This is a genomic window from Shewanella sp. NIFS-20-20 (genome assembly GCF_019209865.1).
Classification (GTDB): domain Bacteria; phylum Pseudomonadota; class Gammaproteobacteria; order Enterobacterales; family Shewanellaceae; genus Shewanella.
The window spans coordinates 22,828-41,067 of sequence record NZ_JAHUTT010000037.1 but is presented as its reverse complement, the minus strand read 5'-3'; the positions used below and the strand labels follow the sequence as shown (position 1 = coordinate 41,067).

The 18,240-nt window shown below is 46.3% G+C and carries 13 protein-coding genes and 4 tRNA genes; 15 read left to right on the top strand and 2 right to left on the bottom strand.

Annotated elements, in window-relative coordinates; translation table 11 throughout:
• Positions 1-89: 89 nt before the first annotated feature.
• Entirely contained in the window at positions 90-275 is a 186-nt protein-coding gene (locus tag KU855_RS12440; protein ID WP_218530598.1) for a transposase, read from the bottom strand.
• Between the two features lie 842 nt (positions 276-1,117).
• On the opposite strand from KU855_RS12440, the gene murB reads away from it, so the two are divergent.
• Both murB and birA read left to right on the top strand, forming a co-directional pair.
• On the top strand, positions 1,118-2,140 hold the full coding sequence (gene murB, locus KU855_RS12435; RefSeq protein ID WP_218530597.1) for a UDP-N-acetylmuramate dehydrogenase: 1,023 nt from the start codon (positions 1,118-1,120) through the stop codon (positions 2,138-2,140).
• The gene (birA, locus tag KU855_RS12430) at positions 2,134-3,102 is read left to right on the top strand and encodes a bifunctional biotin--[acetyl-CoA-carboxylase] ligase/biotin operon repressor BirA (protein ID WP_218530596.1); all 969 of its coding nucleotides are present in this window, start codon (positions 2,134-2,136) and stop codon (positions 3,100-3,102) included. Before murB ends, birA begins: the two co-directional genes overlap by 7 nt.
• Here the strand turns inward: birA and coaA are convergent.
• Positions 3,088-4,035 carry a type I pantothenate kinase gene (coaA, locus tag KU855_RS12425; RefSeq protein WP_218530595.1) on the bottom strand — a complete coding sequence of 316 codons (948 nt, stop codon included), beginning with the start codon at positions 4,033-4,035 and terminating at the stop codon, positions 3,088-3,090. The genes birA and coaA overlap by 15 nt on opposite strands.
• A gap of 209 nt (positions 4,036-4,244) precedes the next feature.
• On the opposite strand from coaA, the gene KU855_RS12420 reads away from it, so the two are divergent.
• The 13 genes from KU855_RS12420 (at position 4,245) to rpoC (ending at position 18,164) form a co-directional block, all read left to right on the top strand.
• Positions 4,245-4,320: transfer RNA gene (locus KU855_RS12420), tRNA-Thr, on the top strand.
• A 7-nt stretch (positions 4,321-4,327) separates the two neighbouring features.
• Positions 4,328-4,412: transfer RNA gene (locus tag KU855_RS12415), tRNA-Tyr, on the top strand.
• Between the two features lie 33 nt (positions 4,413-4,445).
• Positions 4,446-4,519: transfer RNA gene (locus tag KU855_RS12410), tRNA-Gly, on the top strand.
• Positions 4,520-4,527: 8 nt separating this feature from the next.
• Positions 4,528-4,603 (top strand) — tRNA-Thr (locus tag KU855_RS12405).
• A 109-nt stretch (positions 4,604-4,712) separates the two neighbouring features.
• A complete protein-coding gene (gene tuf / locus KU855_RS12400; RefSeq protein WP_218530584.1) occupies positions 4,713-5,897 on the top strand; it encodes an elongation factor Tu in 1,185 nt (394 codons plus the stop codon).
• Between the two features lie 342 nt (positions 5,898-6,239).
• Entirely contained in the window at positions 6,240-6,611 is a 372-nt protein-coding gene (gene secE, locus KU855_RS12395) for a preprotein translocase subunit SecE (protein WP_218530594.1), read from the top strand.
• 9 nt (positions 6,612-6,620) lie between these two features.
• Positions 6,621-7,172 (top strand): transcription termination/antitermination protein NusG, encoded by a 552-nt coding sequence (gene nusG, locus KU855_RS12390; RefSeq protein WP_218530593.1) that lies wholly within the window; start codon positions 6,621-6,623, stop codon positions 7,170-7,172.
• 127 nt (positions 7,173-7,299) lie between these two features.
• On the top strand, positions 7,300-7,728 hold the full coding sequence (gene rplK / locus KU855_RS12385) for a 50S ribosomal protein L11 (protein ID WP_218530592.1): 429 nt from the start codon (positions 7,300-7,302) through the stop codon (positions 7,726-7,728).
• Between the two features lie 4 nt (positions 7,729-7,732).
• The gene (gene rplA / locus KU855_RS12380) at positions 7,733-8,434 is read left to right on the top strand and encodes a 50S ribosomal protein L1 (RefSeq protein ID WP_218530591.1); all 702 of its coding nucleotides are present in this window, start codon (positions 7,733-7,735) and stop codon (positions 8,432-8,434) included.
• A 246-nt stretch (positions 8,435-8,680) separates the two neighbouring features.
• A complete protein-coding gene (rplJ, locus tag KU855_RS12375) occupies positions 8,681-9,178 on the top strand; it encodes a 50S ribosomal protein L10 (protein ID WP_218530590.1) in 498 nt (165 codons plus the stop codon).
• A gap of 54 nt (positions 9,179-9,232) precedes the next feature.
• Positions 9,233-9,601 (top strand): 50S ribosomal protein L7/L12, encoded by a 369-nt coding sequence (rplL, locus tag KU855_RS12370; protein ID WP_218530589.1) that lies wholly within the window; start codon positions 9,233-9,235, stop codon positions 9,599-9,601.
• A 240-nt stretch (positions 9,602-9,841) separates the two neighbouring features.
• Positions 9,842-13,870 (top strand): DNA-directed RNA polymerase subunit beta, encoded by a 4,029-nt coding sequence (rpoB, locus tag KU855_RS12365; RefSeq protein ID WP_218530588.1) that lies wholly within the window; start codon positions 9,842-9,844, stop codon positions 13,868-13,870.
• A 79-nt stretch (positions 13,871-13,949) separates the two neighbouring features.
• The gene (gene rpoC, locus KU855_RS12360) at positions 13,950-18,164 is read left to right on the top strand and encodes a DNA-directed RNA polymerase subunit beta' (protein ID WP_218530587.1); all 4,215 of its coding nucleotides are present in this window, start codon (positions 13,950-13,952) and stop codon (positions 18,162-18,164) included.
• Positions 18,165-18,240 lie beyond the last annotated feature (76 nt).

The following is an 18,240-nucleotide window of genomic DNA, read 5'->3' as shown; positions in this document are numbered from 1 at the left end:
TTTTGGTTGATGTCCGAGCGAGTATCTTCTACAACAGATAAGTGTTCAATAAGGTTCAAAATGACTGTGCTGCTGAGGGTTTGGCACAATTAGATCATATTTGTTAACAAAGTGCGATCCCGCCCTGGCATCCCACCGTACTTAGATTTCCATTTGTAATAGGTACTTTGACCTACATTATGTTTGCGACATAACTCAGGCACAGTCTGTGCACCAGACTCGCCTTCTTTGAGGATGTTGATAATTTGGCTTTCAGTAAAACGTGTCTTTTTCATGTGATTCTCCATTTGGTTTAGTGTAAATGGAAAACTCTATTTAAAACATTCTGATTTTAAGGGAGGGTTACACTGGTGAATTAGGTGATAATTTGATAATTTGATGATTGTAATTTTTTGACCTCGCCGCGATGTCATTGGTGCCTACCGGCACCTTCCATTATAACGTCAGCATGCGATGTTATATCCGCGAACGGTGAGAACTGTGTTATGTGGTGCGCATTGCCTGTGTATTTGTCCTCTAAACCCCAATAGTTTGGTCGATGCCTGTACGGTCGAATAGCGGGCCGCTTAGAAAGGCCTGTGTAAATTGCTGCTACCGTATTGTTGGAGGTCTGTTCCCTTGTCTGGCCTAATCTTGCTGCTCCTGATCGCAGGTATCGCTGCGCTCTCAAGGAGTGTACCTAGGATTTTAAGGAGCGTTTTAATTGGTGGGTTGATAACCGCTTTTTGAACTTAAATTGCCAGTTGTTTGGAGAGTGGGGAAGCGTGAAGCATTCCATCAAAACCTATGTGGTTCAATAATCGATTGAAAGCGACCGATAGGTTTGTCCATATTCCGTTAAGCTAACTGTGCATATGTGCGGTTTTAAATTGCTAACATACTCGCTGTTTGTTCATCTAACTATGATGAATTTTGCGGGCTTGCAACCAGATGCCTAACGACACGTTAGGTGAGTTCGGCTTGATGTGGGGCATTACCACTCACTCCAGCGGGTGAGTTAGTTCGTCGTTTACATTTTTAGTCTCGGGGCGAGAGCCGCTGGTTTGTGCATGAATCTATGCCAATTTAATCGACTAGACTGCTACAATGTCGCTATTATTTCGATTCGATGCCAATCATGTCTAATACCTCATTAAAACCTTATAACACCTTTGCGATTGAGCAGTCCTGTCGTGAGCTTAAGGTCGCTCACACACGTCAACAGTTGATTCATATGGCTCTTGCGTGCTATCAACAACAAAGCCCTCTATTAGTCATTGGTGGCGGGAGTAATCTAGTTTTACTGCAAGACTTTCTTGGGACGGTAATAAAGATTGAGACTCAAGGGATTGAGGTGTTAGAAACAGTTGAAGCCTACCATTTAACGGTTGCAGCGGGTGTTAACTGGCATGAGTTAGTTAAGCATACCTTAGACGTGAAAATGCCTGGATTAGAAAATCTAGCCTTAATTCCGGGGACAGTTGGCGCTGCTCCTATTCAGAATATTGGTGCCTATGGCAAAGAGTTTTGTGATGTTTGCGAATGGGTTGAATACCTTGATTTAGACAGCGGGCAACTGATTAAACTGAGCGCGGAGCAGTGTCAGTTTGATTATCGTGATTCTATCTTCAAACAAGAATTAGATAATAAGGCTATTATCATTAGCGTCGGCATTAAGCTTGAGAAACGTTGGCAACCTGTGCTCGACTATGGTCCATTACAAGCCTTTGATACCGCCCAGGTTGAGGCTGAGCAAATCTTTGACTGTGTGTGCCAAGTGCGCAGCAGTAAATTACCGGATCCGAAAGAGTTGGGCAATGCTGGTAGCTTCTTTAAAAACCCTATTGTTGAGGCCGCTGTCTATCATGAATTGGCGCGCCAATTTTCATCTATTGTGGGTTATGCCTTAGATGATGGTCGAGTTAAATTAGCCGCGGGCTGGCTAATAGAGCACGCTGGGTTAAAAGGCACCCGTTTAGGGGCTGCCGGTATCCACAAAAAACAAGCATTAGTGATCGTGAATTTGGGCGGGGCAAGCGGAGAGGATATTGCTGCCCTAGCTAAGCATGTAATATTAACAGTAGAAGATAAATTTGGGGTTCGTTTAGAGATCGAACCACGACTGGTCGCTAATCACGGAGTGATTGCAAGCATATGGTAGATCATTGGCATCGTAAACGAGAAATTCTCACCCTATTAGGCTCTGAGAAGTTTGTCTCTGGGGAGTGGTTAGCGCAAGAGTTAGGCGTTAGCCGGACGGCGATTAATAAGCATATAGAAGGCTTAATTGAGCTTGGCGTTGCCATTTATAGCGTTAAAAGTAAAGGTTATAAATTAGCCAGTCCGGTGCGATTGGCTAATGAAGATACGCTCAAATTTGGGATCAAAAATCGTTGTTTTTATTTTAATCAAATCGATTCAACCAACGGATTTGTGCTCCAGCATGTCAATGAGCTTGAACGAGGGGATATTTGCGTCGCTGAATGCCAATCAGGAGGCCGTGGCCGCCGTGGTAAGGCTTGGCTTTCTCCCTATGGCAGTCATCTCTATTTTACTCAATATTGGCAAACCGCGGGCAATATGGCGCAATTAATGGGCCTCAGTTTAATCGTTGGTTGTAGCGTAGTCACCGTCTTAGAGCGTTTGGGCGTTACTGGCTTAGGGCTAAAGTGGCCGAATGATGTCTATCTTGACGGCAAAAAATTGTCTGGAATTTTAGTGGAGTTGCAAGGCCAGGCCGACGGCGGATGCCATTTAGCCATTGGGATTGGAATTAATCTATTTATGCCACAACAAATAGGTGCTCATATAGACCAACCGTGGTCAGATCTATCCGATATAGTGCCAGTGTTAGATAAGAATCGTCTAATTGTTGGTTTACAAAAACAATTGAGCCAAGATTTGACGGTCTTTGAACAGCAAGGCTTAACCGCGTTTATCGATCGTTGGAAAAAATCAGACATATTTATGGATAAAAGTGTCAATATTTTATTGGGTGATAGCAGTGTGTCGGGGGTGTATCAGGGGATCGATGAACAGGGAGGAGTTGTGCTAACCACCGACAAAGGTAAACAGAGTTTTATCGGTGGTGAAATTAGCCTGAGAGCCTCATTTACGAAGTAAGACTTGATCCATCTGATGTTGCCTACCTTTACGTAAAATAAGGTGGGCACGTTCTCTGGTCGGCAAAATATTCTGGCGTAAATTCGGGCCGTTAATGGTGTCCCAAATATTAGCGGCGGTCTCATTTGCTTGTTGATCATTTAAGCTAGCGTAGTGATGAAAGAACGAACGTTTATCGCAAAAGGCGCCGCTTCTAAATCGCAGAAAACGATCAATATACCACTTCTTCAACAGGCGCTCATCGGCGTCCACATATACAGAAAAGTCAACAAAATCAGATACAAATGGTCTTTTTGTATCGACTGGAGCATCGAGACCCGTTTGTAATACGTTGAGCCCTTCAAGGATGAGGATGTCAGGCTGATCGACGATTTGTTGTTCCGCTAATCTGTCATAAGTGATGTGGGAATAGATAGGCGCAGGTACATTTCTTTGGCCTGATTTTATGGCAGCAATAAAATCAATAAGTAATTTGGTATCATAACTTTCTGGGAACCCTTTGCGCTGTAATAACCCTTTACGTTTAAGTGTTGCCAGCGGGTACAAGAAGCCATCAGTGGTCACGAGATCCACTCGCGGGTGCTCTGGCCAACGCTGTAATAGCGCCTGTAGTATCCTTGCTGTGGTGCTTTTGCCTACAGCAACGCTACCCGCGATACTAATCACATATGGACTGGGTGGTGTGTGCTGATCTAAAAACTTTTGCACCACTTGTCCACGTTGCTGTTTAGCACCAATAATCAAATTTAATAAGCGGCTTAGAGGTAAGTATATATCGGTCACTTCTTGGAGTGATAAGTCCTCGTTGAGTCCTTGTAAATCAACAATATCTTGCTCAGATAACGTTAAAGGTACTGCATTACGTAGCTCGGCCCACTGGTGGCGTGAAAAAGGCATATACAAGGCGGCTTGGGTGCTATTTTGTACTGGCATTCGAGTTCCTCTATTAAGCCCTGCACAGTACACCATTGAGGCAGTTGTCGACAACAATTGTTATCAACCTAAATCGTTAGTTTGAAAACTAACCTAATTAGCGGGTTTTGGTGTAAAAAAGCAGCGCTTGACACTTTTTTTCATTAAAATCACATTTTTCTATTGCACTCAGGCGAACATTTACCTAATATCCGCTACCGAAATGACACGCCGGCATAGCTCAGTTGGTAGAGCAACTGACTTGTAATCAGTAGGTCCCGAGTTCGACTCTTGGTGCCGGCACCATTTTACTGGAGGGGTTCCCGAGTGGCCAAAGGGATCAGACTGTAAATCTGACGGCTCAGCCTTCGAAGGTTCGAATCCTTCTCCCTCCACCATATTCCAAGTATTAGGTAGCCTGATTAGGTTGCGCGGGCATCGTATAATGGTATTACTCCAGCCTTCCAAGCTGATAACGCGGGTTCGATTCCCGCTGCCCGCTCCAAATTTGTTGCTGATATGGCTCAGTCGGTAGAGCGCATCCTTGGTAAGGATGAGGTCCCCAGTTCGATTCTGGGTATCAGCACCATCATTCAAGCTTCCCGATACTAAAAAAACGATTCGATGCTAATAATATGCATCGAATTTTTTCACATGTGCAGTTTTCATCACCAAGAATCTTGGATTGAGGCAATACCATGGCTAAAGCTAAATTTGAACGTAACAAACCCCATGTTAACGTGGGCACCATCGGTCACGTTGACCATGGTAAAACCACTCTGACTGCGGCGATCTCTCACGTACTGTCTAAGACTTACGGTGGTGAAGCTCGTGACTTCGCACAGATCGATAACGCTCCAGAAGAGCGTGAGCGCGGTATTACCATTAATACCTCTCACATCGAATACGATACTCCAAGTCGCCACTACGCACACGTAGACTGTCCAGGCCACGCCGATTATGTTAAAAACATGATCACTGGTGCTGCTCAGATGGACGGCGCGATCCTGGTAGTAGCTTCTACTGACGGCCCAATGCCACAGACTCGTGAGCACATCCTGCTTTCTCGTCAGGTAGGTGTACCTTTCATCATCGTGTTCATGAACAAGTGTGACATGGTAGATGACGAAGAGCTGCTGGAACTGGTAGAGATGGAAGTTCGTGAACTGCTGTCTGAATACGATTTCCCAGGTGATGACTTACCAGTAATTCAGGGTTCAGCTCTGAAAGCACTGGAAGGCGAGCCAGAGTGGGAAGCGAAGATCATTGAACTGGCAGAAGCGCTGGATACTTATATTCCAGAGCCAGAGCGTGACATCGATAAGCCATTCCTGCTGCCAATCGAAGACGTATTCTCAATCTCAGGCCGTGGTACAGTAGTAACTGGTCGTGTAGAGCGTGGTATCGTTAAAGTTGGTGACGAAGTAGAAATCGTTGGTGTTCGTGACACCACCAAGACTACTTGTACTGGCGTAGAAATGTTCCGTAAGCTGCTTGACGAAGGTCGTGCAGGTGAGAACTGTGGTGTTCTGTTACGTGGTACTAAGCGTGATGACGTAGAACGTGGTCAAGTACTGGCCAAGCCAGGCTCAATCAACCCACACACTACTTTCGAATCAGAAGTATACGTACTGTCTAAAGATGAAGGTGGACGTCACACTCCATTCTTCAAAGGCTACCGTCCACAGTTCTACTTCCGTACAACTGACGTAACCGGTACCATCGAACTGCCAGAAGGCGTAGAAATGGTAATGCCAGGCGACAACATCAAGATGGTTGTTACCCTGATTTGCCCAATCGCGATGGACGAAGGTTTACGCTTCGCTATTCGTGAAGGTGGCCGTACCGTAGGTGCTGGTGTTGTAGCTAAAATCATCGCTTAATTGCGAGGTTAGCTAGACGCTAAAGAAAAGGAGGCTTAGGCCTCCTTTTTTGTTATTCCAAATAATCATCGCTGTGTAAATCCTCATCAAAGAGGGGCCCTCAGCTAAGCTGTCGTCATATTTTTGCAGTTTCTTGGATTTTTGGCATGACTACAGGCTTGTACAACCTTGCGAACTTGGCTGATTAAGAATACAATCTATGGCCGATTTTTAACCCTTTAACTGTTTTAGATTGGGCAGTTAGTTGGGCAAGTAGAACTATCCGGGATGCTCTTGTGTGTAATGCCGGATACTGGCATTCACTAAACAAGCACAGTTCCAAGCGAATAACGGACTTAACCGATGACAACGAATACTGAAGAACAGGGTAATTCTCTGGATATGGTGAAATGGGGTGTAGTCATCCTGTTACTGGCAGCTGCTGTGATCGGCAACCAGTATTATAGCGAAGCCAGCGTTCTGGTTCGTGCTTTGGCTGTTGTTGCAGCCTTTGCAGCCGCAGGCGTAATTGCTTTGCAGACTGCGAAAGGAAAAATGGCATTAGCTTTTGCCCGAGAGTCGCAAATTGAAGTGCGCAAGGTTATTTGGCCAACACGTCAAGAAGCGCTTAATACGACTTTTATCGTATTGGCTGCCACCGGTGTTTTGGCATTAATTTTGTGGGGCCTGGACGCCGTTTTGCTGCGAATTGTAAACTTTATCACTGGCGTATAGGCACCCTAGATGACTGAAGCTAAAGAAGCGAAAAAAAGATGGTATGTAGTGCAGGCATTCTCTGGCTATGAAGGCCGTGTCTGTAAATCATTAATTGAACATATCAAAATGCACGAGATGGAGCGCTACTTTGGTGAGGTATTAGTACCTACTGAAGAAGTGGTCGAAATGCGCGCTGGTCAACGTCGTAAAAGTGAACGAAAATTCTTCCCTGGCTATGTATTAGTTCAGATGGAAATGAATGACGAAAGCTGGCACTTAGTGAAGAGCATTCCACGCGTAATGGGCTTTATCGGTGGCACCTCTGATCGCCCCGCGCCTATTTCTGATAAAGAAGCTGATGCGATTTTACGTCGCTTAGAAGAAACCACTGAGTCACCAACTCATCGCGTTATTTTTGAGCCGGGTGAAGTTGTGCGTGTTGCTGAAGGTCCATTTGCTGACTTCAACGGTACCGTTGAAGAGGTAGATTATGAGAAGAGTCGCGTTAAGGTCTCTGTTATGATCTTCGGCCGTTCAACACCGGTTGAGCTTGATTTTGGTCAGGTTGAAAAAAGCTGATTAAATAAAACACAAAATCCGTTTGGCAATGGGAGGGGATTTCTATATAATCCGCTCCCGTTGTTTTCGGGGGAGCTCGTTGGCATGTCGTCAATTAGCGTTTGAACCCAAATAGAGGAAATGTCACATGGCAAAGAAAATTGAAGCTTATATTAAGCTGCAAGTAAAATCTGGTTCTGCGAATCCTTCGCCACCAGTTGGTCCAGCTCTGGGTCAGAAAGGTGTTAACATCATGGAATTCTGTAAAGCGTTTAACGCCCGTACAGAAAAAATGGAAAAAGGCATGCCTGTTCCAGTTGTTATCACTGTATACAGCGACCGTTCATTCACTTTTGAAACTAAGACGCCTCCTGCATCTTTCTTGTTGTTGAAAGCTGCTGGCCTGAAGTCTGGTTCAAGCCGTCCAAACACTCAGAAAGTTGCTACCATCAAGCGCGCTGCCGTTCAGGAAATCGCTGAATTGAAAGCTGCTGATATGACTGGTGCTGACGTTGAAGCGATGACTCGCTCAATCGAAGGTACTGCACGTTCAATGGGTTTGGTAGTAGAGGACTAAGACAATGGCAAAGCTGACTAAACGCATGCGCGTAATTCGCGAAAAAGTAGACGGAACCAAGAGCTATGACATCAACGAAGCTGTTGCTTTGTTGAAAGAACTGGCTACTGCCAAGTTTTTGGAAAGTGTTGACGTTGCAGTTAACCTGGGCGTAGACCCACGTAAATCAGATCAAAACGTTCGTGGTGCTACTGTACTGCCACACGGTACTGGTCGTGACGTACGTGTTGCTGTGTTCACCCAAGGTGCAAACGCTGAAGCGGCTAAAGCTGCTGGCGCTGAACTGGTAGGTATGGAAGAGCTGGCTGAGCAAGTTAAAGCCGGTGAAATGAACTTCGACGTAGTTATCGCATCTCCAGATGCTATGCGCGTTGTTGGTATGTTAGGTCAAATCTTAGGCCCACGCGGTCTGATGCCTAACCCTAAGACTGGTACTGTTACTCCTAACGTTGCTGAAGCCGTTAAGAATGCCAAAGCTGGTCAAGTTCGTTACCGCAACGACAAGAACGGTATCATCCACACTACTATCGGTAAAGTGGACTTCGAAACCGCTCAACTTAAAGAAAACCTGGAAGCTCTGCTGTCTGCTTTGAAAAAAGCCAAGCCAGCTGCTGCTAAAGGCGTTTACGTTAAGAAAGTAACCATCTCCACCACTATGGGTGCAGGTGTAGCTGTTGACCAGGCTTCTCTGGACGCTGCTAACTAATTTACAAAGTGCGTGCGTTAGTCTATAATGCGCGCACTTTGGTGGGTTGAAGCCTGTTTTTAACAGGTTTCCGTCCAAGACCGCAGGTGTATATCACAAGATACACTTAATTTCCTGCGTAGACGGTGTCAGGCCCCAGTTTAGATTTTTATCTGCTGGATCATCTGCGCCGTAAGTCATTAGCAACATACGTTGCTAATAGGTAAATACTGGGGATAACCCAGGTAGAATCCAGGAGTATAGCCAATGGCATTAAGACTCGAAGACAAAAAAGCGATTGTTGCTGAAGTCAACGAAGCTGCCAAAGGTGCGCTTTCTGCAGTTGTTGCCGATTCTCGCGGTGTAACTGTAGGAGCCATGACCACTCTGCGTAAAGCTGCCCGTGCTAACGGTGTATACGTGAAAGTTGTACGTAACACTCTGGCGCGTCGTGCAGTTGAAGGTACCTCTTATGAGTGCCTGAGCGAAGTGTTTACTGGCCCAACTTTGATTGCTTTCTCTACTGAGCACCCAGGTGCTGCAGCTCGTCTGTTAAAAGACTTTGCTAAAGAGCAAGCTAACTTCGAAGTTAAAGGCGCAGCTTTTGAAGGGAACTTTATCCCTGCAGCTGAAATTGATCGTTTAGCAAAACTGCCAACTTACGAAGAAGCACTGGCTCAGTTGATGATGACTATGAAAGAAGCATCTGCTGGCAAGTTCGTTCGTACTCTGGCCGCTCTGCGCGATCAAAAAGAAGCCGCTTAATTTTAAGCTGGCTGCTTGAACTAATTGAATTCAGAACAATAGGAAATATTTCTTATGTCTATCACTAAAGACCAAATCTTAGAAGCCTTTGCAGCTATGTCTGTAATGGAAGTTGTTGAACTGATCGAAGCTATGGAAGAGAAGTTCGGTGTATCTGCTGCTGCTGCTGTTGTAGCTGGCGGTGCTGATGCCGGTGCTGCTGCTGAAGAGCAAACCGAGTTCGACGTAGTCATGACTTCACACGGTGCAAACAAAGTAGCTGTTATTAAAGCAGTTCGTGGCGCTACCGGTCTGGGTCTGAAAGAAGCTAAAGCTATGGCTGAAGCTGCTCCAGTAGCAGTTAAAGAAGCTGTTTCTAAAGAAGAAGCTGAAGCTCTGAAGAAAGAACTTGAAGAAGCTGGTGCTTCTGTAGAGATCAAGTAAGCTATATTAGTTTACTGCCACTCAAAGTAATTTGAGTGAGGCTGGCGGTTTTTTAACCGTCGGCCTTTTTTGCGCTATAAGCGCTGGCGATTTTTTCACCGTGTGTCGCCGGATTGTTATGCAGTCCCTAGCAGAGATTACTGGTTAGGTTCTTGCCATCAACGGTGATGGGCAAACGTGCTGAGTTAACACATGAGTGTTGGGTCAGTCTTGGTCACATCTCGCAAGCAGAGGAAACCCATGGTTTACTCCTATTCTGAAAAGAAGCGTATTCGTAAAGACTTTGGTAAGCGTCCAAAGGTTTTGGATATCCCTTACCTGTTGTCTATTCAGTTAGACTCTTTCAAGAAATTCACCGATCAAGATCCTACTGGTGAGCGTGGTCTTGAAGCCGCTTTCCGTAGCGTTTTTCCCATCAAGAGCTTTTCTGGCAATTCTGAGCTGCAGTATGTTAGCTACAAGCTAGGCGAGCCTGTCTTTGATGTGAAAGAGTGTCAAATTCGCGGTGTTACTTATTCCGCGCCATTACGCGTTAAATTGCGTATGGTTCTGTATGACCGTGAAGCAGCGCCTGGCACTGTAAAAGATATTAAAGAGCAAGAAGTCTACATGGGGGATATTCCTCTGATGACTGACAACGGTACCTTTGTTATCAACGGTACTGAGCGTGTAATTGTATCTCAGTTGCACCGTAGCCCTGGTGTGTTCTTTGACCACGATCGTGGCAAGACGCATTCATCAGGTAAAGTTTTATATAATGCGCGTATCATTCCTTACCGCGGTTCATGGTTGGATTTTGAATTCGATCCTAAAGATGCATTATTCGTACGTATCGACCGTCGTCGTAAGCTACCTGCGACCATTATCTTACGCGCTTTAGATTTCAGCACTCAAGAAATCTTAGACACCTTCTTCGACCGTGTTGAATTCCGCCTGAAGAAAGACTCATTAGTGATGAGTCTGTGTCCTGATCGTCTGCGTGGTGAAACTGCCAGCTTTGATATCAAAGATTCTGAAGGAACTTTGTTAGTTGAAGCCGGCCGCCGTATTACTGCACGCCATATTCGTCAGTTAGAAAAAACCAATACCACTGAACTGGAAGTGCCAGTTGAGTACATTATTGGTAAAGTTGCTGCCCAAGATTATATCGATCCAGATACCGGAGAAGTATTGGTTAGCGCCAATAACGAACTGAGCCTGGAAGATTTGGCGCAACTGTCTCTGGCAGGCATCAAAGAAATCAGCACCCTGTATATCAACGAGCTTGATAATGGTGCTTATATTTCTGACACTCTGCGTATTGATTCAACAACTAACCGCTTAGAAGCCTTAGTTGAAATCTACCGTATGATGCGCCCAGGCGAGCCACCAACCAAGGACGCGGCTGAAGCCCTGTTCCAGAACTTGTTCTTCAGCGAAGAGCGTTATGACCTGTCGAAAGTAGGTCGTATGAAGTTCAACCGTCGTTTAGAAATCGAAGAAGACCAAGGTTCTGGTGTTCTAAGCAACGATGACATCGTTGCTGTGATGAAGAAAATCATCGAAATCCGTAACGGCAACGACGAAGTCGATGATATTGACCACTTGGGCAACCGTCGTATTCGTAGTGTTGGTGAAATGGCTGAAAACCAATTCCGTGTTGGTTTAGTCCGTGTTGAGCGTGCTGTTCGTGAACGTCTGTCTTTGGGCGATCTGAACGAGTTAATGCCTCAAGATCTGATCAACGCTAAGCCAATTTCTGCGGCAGTGAAAGAATTCTTCGGTTCTTCACAGCTGTCACAGTTTATGGATCAAAACAACCCGTTATCAGAAGTGACGCACAAGCGTCGTATTTCTGCACTGGGTCCTGGTGGTTTGACACGTGAACGTGCTGGCTTCGAAGTCCGCGACGTACACCCAACTCATTATGGTCGTTTATGTCCTATTGAAACTCCAGAAGGTCCAAACATTGGTTTGATCAACTCTCTGGCTACCTTCGCCCGCACTAACTCTTACGGTTTCTTGGAAACACCATATCGTAAAGTAATCGACGGCGTTGTAACCGATGAAGTTGAGTACCTGTCTGCGATCGAAGAAGGTCGTTATGTGGTTGCTCAGGCAAACATCACATTAGACAGCGAAGGTCGTATTATTGAAGAGCAAGTGGCTTGTCGTCATAAGGGTGATGCCACCTTCATGCGCGCGGCTGACATTCAATATATGGACGTTTCACCACAGCAGATTATTTCTGTTGCGGCATCGTTGATCCCATTCTTAGAGCACGATGATGCTAACCGCGCCTTGATGGGTGCGAACATGCAACGTCAGGCCGTACCGACTCTGCGTTCAGATAAGCCATTGGTAGGTACTGGTATTGAGCGTGCGTTAGCGGTTGACTCGGGTGTTGTAGTTGCTGCTAAGCGTGGTGGTGTTATCGATTATGTCGATGCGAGCCGTATCGTGGTTAAAGTTAACGAAGAAGAGTTACACGCTGGTGAAGCGGGTATCGATATTTATAACTTAACCAAATATACCCGTTCAAACCAAAACACCTGTATCAACCAACGTCCTTGCTGCTCAGTAGGTGATCCTATTGTTCGTGGCGACGTACTGGCTGACGGTCCATCGACCGACTTGGGTGATTTGGCTCTGGGTCAGAACATGCGTATCGCATTCATGACTTGGAACGGTTATAACTTCGAGGATTCGATCTTAATCTCTGAGCGCGTAGCTCAGGAAGATCGCTTTACCACTATCCATATTCAAGAGCTGTCATGTATTGCTCGTGATACTAAATTGGGTAGCGAAGAAATCACCGCTGATATTCCAAACGTCGGCGAATCTGCCCTGTCTAAACTGGACGAGTCAGGTATCGTTTACATCGGTGCTGAAGTTAAAGGCGGCGATATTCTGGTTGGTAAAGTGACACCTAAGGGTGAAACTCAACTGACGCCAGAAGAGAAGTTATTGCGCGCAATCTTCGGTGAAAAAGCCTCTGACGTTAAAGACAGTTCTTTACGTGTACCTAACTCTGTTAAAGGTACCGTAATCGATGTTCAAGTATTTACCCGTGATGGTGTAGAAAAAGACAAGCGTGCTGTTGAAATCGAAGAGATGCACATCGCTCAAGCCCGCAAGGATTTGACTGAAGAGTTCAAGATCCTTGAAGAAGGTGTTCTGGGCCGTGCACGTAACTTGCTGCTGGCTGCGGGTTATAGCGAAGCGAAGCTGGCTGAAATTCCTCGTAAGGAATGGTTGCTGCAAGTTATTGACGACGAAGGTAAACAAACTGAATTAGAGCAGTTAGCTGAGCAGAATGAAGAGCTCAAAGCTGATTTCGATAAGAAGTTTGATCTTAAGCGTCGTAAGATCACCCAAGGCGATGACCTGGCTCCAGGTGTACTGAAAATCGTTAAAGTTTACTTAGCGGTTAAGCGTACCATTCAACCTGGTGACAAGATGGCTGGTCGTCACGGTAACAAGGGTGTTATCTCTAAGATTTGTCCAATTGAAGACATGCCATACGATGACAAGGGTAACCCTGTAGACATCGTCCTGAACCCACTGGGTGTACCATCGCGTATGAACATCGGTCAGGTATTGGAAGTCCACTTGGGTGCTGCTGCTAAAGGTATCGGTAATCGCATTACTGAGATGCTTGAAGAGCAACGCGAATTGGCTGAGCTGCGCGGCTACCTGAAGAAAGCCTATGAATTAGGCGATGTTCAGCAACGTGTAGACATCGACACCTTTACTGATGAAGAAGTATTGCGTCTGGCTAAGCACCTGAAAGGTGGTTTGCCTGTTGCTACCCCTGCATTCGACGGTGCTAAAGAATCTGAAATCAAACAGATGCTGGAATTGGCAGGCTTGCCAACTTCTGGTCAGTTGAAACTGTTTGATGGTCGTACCGGTAATGAGTTTGAGCGTGAAGTAACCGTAGGTTACATGTACATGCTGAAACTGAACCACTTGGTTGACGACAAGATGCATGCCCGTTCTACCGGTTCTTATAGCTTGGTTACTCAGCAGCCGCTGGGTGGTAAAGCTCAGTTCGGTGGTCAGCGTTTCGGTGAGATGGAAGTGTGGGCCCTGGAAGCGTATGGTGCTGCTTATACGCTGCAGGAAATGCTTACCGTCAAATCAGATGACGTGAATGGTCGTACCCAGATGTATAAGAACATCGTCGACGGTAACCATCAGATGCAACCTGGTATGCCTGAGTCCTTCAACGTATTGCTGAAGGAGATCCGTTCACTCGGTATTAATATCGAGTTGGATCAGGAATAAGCGAAGCTCGCTTCGTTTGGCAACAGAAATTGGTGTCCCGTTCGCGGGGCATCCGGTTTAACTCCTTCAGGAGAGAAACGTGAAAGACTTATTAAAGTTTCTGAAACAGCAAAGTAAGACTGAAGAATTTAATGGTATCAAGATTGGCCTTGCGTCACCTGATCTGATCCGTTCTTGGTCATTTGGTGAAGTTAAGAAGCCTGAAACCATTAACTACCGTACTTTCAAGCCTGAGCGTGAAGGTTTGTTCTGTGCGCGTATCTTTGGTCCAGTAAAAGATTACGAATGTTTGTGTGGTAAATACAAGCGCCTTAAGCATCGCGGAGTGATCTGTGAGAAGTGTGGCGTTGAAGTAACACAGACTAAAGTGCGTCGTGAGCGCATGGGTCACATTGAGCTGGCTAGCCCAGTGGCTCATATTTGGTTCTTGAAATCACTGCCATCCCGTATCGGTTTGATGCTGGATATGACCTTGCGTGATATTGAGCGTGTACTGTACTTCGAATCTTTCGTAGTTATCGAAGCCGGCATGACCAGCCTTGAGCGCGGTCAAATGTTGACTGAAGAAACCTACTTAGATGCATTAGAAGAGTACGGTGATGAGTTCGAAGCTAAGATGGGTGCTGAAGCAGTATTAGAATTACTGCGCGCAATTGATCTCGAAAAAGAGATTGAGCAAATGCGTGAAGAGCTGCCATCAATCAACTCTGAAACACGTCGCAAGAAAGTCACCAAGCGTCTGAAGCTGATGGAAGCTTTCTACACTTCAGGCAATAAGCCTGAGTGGATGATCTTGAAAGTGCTGCCAGTACTGCCACCTGACTTACGTCCTTTGGTGCCACTGGACGGCGGTCGTTTTGCGACTTCAGATCTGAATGATTTATATCGTCGTGTGATCAACCGTAACAACCGTTTGAAGCGCCTGTTGGATTTGGCTGCGCCAGACATCATCGTCCGTAACGAAAAGCGTATGTTGCAGGAATCTGTTGATGCGCTGTTGGATAACGGTCGTCGCGGTCGCGCCATCACGGGTTCTAACAAACGCCCACTGAAATCTTTGGCCGATATGATCAAAGGTAAGCAGGGTCGTTTCCGTCAGAACTTGCTCGGTAAGCGTGTTGACTACTCAGGCCGTTCGGTAATTACCGTAGGTCCAACTTTGCGCCTGCATCAATGTGGTCTGCCGAAGAAAATGGCATTGGAACTGTTCAAGCCGTTCATCTATGGCAAGCTGGAAGGTCGTGGTTTAGCGACTACCATCAAGGCTGCTAAGAAGATGGTTGAACGTGAAGTCGGTGAAGTTTGGGATGTTTTGGATGAAGTCATCCGCGAACATCCGGTATTACTGAACCGTGCACCAACACTTCACCGTCTGGGTATCCAGGCGTTTGAACCCGTCCTGATCGAAGGTAAAGCGATTCAACTGCACCCATTAGTGTGTGCGGCATATAACGCCGACTTCGACGGTGACCAAATGGCTGTACACGTCCCGCTAACACTAGAAGCCCAGTTAGAAGCGCGTGCGTTGATGATGTCGACCAACAACATTCTGTCACCCGCTAACGGTGAACCAATTATCGTTCCTTCTCAGGACGTGGTATTGGGCCTGTACTACACCAGTCGTGAAAAAGTTAACGGCAAAGGTGAGGGCATGGCATTTGAGTCTGTTGCTGAAGCTGAAAAAGCGTATCGTGTTGGTGCGGTTGAACTGCATTCACGCGTTAAAGTACGTATCACTGAAACTCACATCGATGAGAATGGTGAGCGCACTCAGAGCCGTCGCATTGTAGATACCACTGTTGGTCGTTCACTATTGTCAATGATCCTGCCTGAAGGCATGTCATACGACTTAGTTAACCAAGACATGGGTAAAAAGCAGATCTCTAAGCTGTTGAACACTTGTTATCGTCAATTAGGTCTGAAAGATACTGTTATCTTTGCTGACCAATTAATGTATACCGGTTTCCACTTTGCAACCATTTCAGGTGCCTCTGTAGGTATCAATGACATGGTTATTCCAGATGAGAAAATTGAATTAGTGGCTGACGCAGAAGCTGAAGTACTGGAAATTCAAGAACAGTTCCAATCTGGTTTAGTCACTGCTGGTGAGCGTTATAACAAGGTTATCGATATCTGGGCCCGGACTAACGAAAAAGTGTCCAAGGCGATGATGGAGAACTTGTCGACTGAAGTTGTGATCAATCGTGAAGGCGTTGAAGAAAGACAGAAGTCATTCAACAGCATCTTTATGATGGCAGACTCAGGCGCTCGTGGTAGTGCTGCTCAGATCCGTCAGTTGGCGGGTATGCGTGGTCTGATGGCGAAACCAGATGGTTCGATCATTGAAACCCCAATTGTGGCGAACTTCCGTGAAGGTCTAAACGTACTCCAGTACTTTATTTCTACTCACGGTGCGCGTAAAGGTCTGGCCGATACCGCATTGAAGACTGCTAACTCGGGTTATCTGACTCGTCGTCTGGTAGACGTTGCTCAAGATTTGGTTGTGATTGAAGACGATTGTGGAACTCACGAAGGTCTCACCATGAAGCCGCTGATTGAAGGTGGTGATGTGGTTGAGCCATTACGCGAACGCGTACTGGGTCGTGTGGTTGCTACTGACGTATTCTATCCAGGTACCAATGATGTTCTGGCTCCTCGTAACACGCTGCTGGATGAAGCATGGTGTGACAAGTTAGAAGAGCATAGTGTCGATGAAGTGATCGTCCGTTCGGTGATCAGCTGTAATACTGACTTCGGTGTTTGTGCTAACTGTTATGGTCGTGATTTGGCTCGTGGCCACATCATCAACCACGGTGAAGCTATCGGTGTTATCGCGGCACAGTCAATCGGTGAGCCAGGTACACAGTTAACGATGCGTACCTTCCACATCGGTGGTGCGGCATCTCGAGCGTCTGCTGAAAACAACGTTCAGGTGAAGAACACTGGTAGTTTGAAGCTGCACAACGCTAAGCACGTGACCAACAGCGAAGGTAAGCTGGTTATCGTTTCTCGTTCTTCTGAGCTGGCCATCATCGATGACCTGGGTCGTGAGAAAGAGCGCTATAAAGTACCTTACGGTACCGTGCTTGAGAAATTAGACGACTCTAACGTGAATTCAGGCGAAATCATCGCGAACTGGGATCCACATACTCACCCAATCATCACTGAAGTGGCGGGTTATGTAAAATTCCAGGACATGATCGATGGCGTGACCATGACCACCCAAACTGACGAACTGACTGGTTTGTCTTCAATTGTGGTGTTGGACGTAGGTCAGCGTAACTCAGCGGGTAAAGAAATGCGCCCAATGATCCGTCTGGTTGATGAGCATGGCACGGATCTGATGATCCCTGGTACCGACATTCCTGCGCAATACTTCTTGCCTGGTAATGCGATTGTGAACCTGCAAGACAACGCACAAATTCGAGTGGGTGATGCGTTAGCACGTATTCCACAAGAATCGTCTAAGACTCGCGATATTACCGGTGGTCTGCCACGCGTTGCGGATCTGTTCGAAGCACGTAAACCTAAAGAGCCTGCAATTTTGGCAGAGATCTCAGGTACCATTAGTTTCGGTAAAGAAACCAAAGGTAAGCGTCGTTTGGTCATTACACCAAACGAAGGCGGCGATGCTTATGAAGAGATGATCCCTAAGTGGCGTAACCTGAACGTGTTCGAAGGTGAAAAAGTTGAGCGTGGCGAAGTGATTGCTGACGGCCCTGAGGCTGCTCACGATATCTTACGCTTGCGTGGTATCCACCATGTAGCCAACTATATCGTTAACGAAGTGCAGGACGTATACCGTCTGCAGGGCGTAAAGATTAACGATAAGCACATCGAAGTGATTATTCGTCAGATGCTGCGTAAGTGTATCATTACCGAAGCTGGCGACACTGAGTTCTTAGAAGGTGAGCAAGTCGAAGTGGCGCGCGTGAAAATCGCTAACCGCGAATTGGAAGCTCAAGGTAAATTGCCAGCGAAATTCGATCGTGAATTGCTGGGTATTACCAAGGCATCGTTGGCGACTGAGTCATTTATCTCAGCAGCCTCGTTCCAAGAAACGACTCGCGTACTGACTGAAGCTGCCGTTGGTGGTAAGAGCGATGACTTACGTGGTCTGAAAGAAAACGTAATCGTGGGCCGTTTGATCCCTGCGGGTACCGGTTATTCTTATCACATTAAGCGTAACCAAGCTCGTGGCCAGTCAGCAGTGACTGAAGCTCCGACCATCAGTGCTAGCGAAGCTGAGCAAAACTTAGCTGATTTGCTAAACATGACGTCTGGGCAAGATTAATTCCCTTGCGCATGTAAAAAGGCGCCTTTAGGCGCCTTTTTTATCGGAATTTCACGCTAAAGTTGGCTATTTCTTG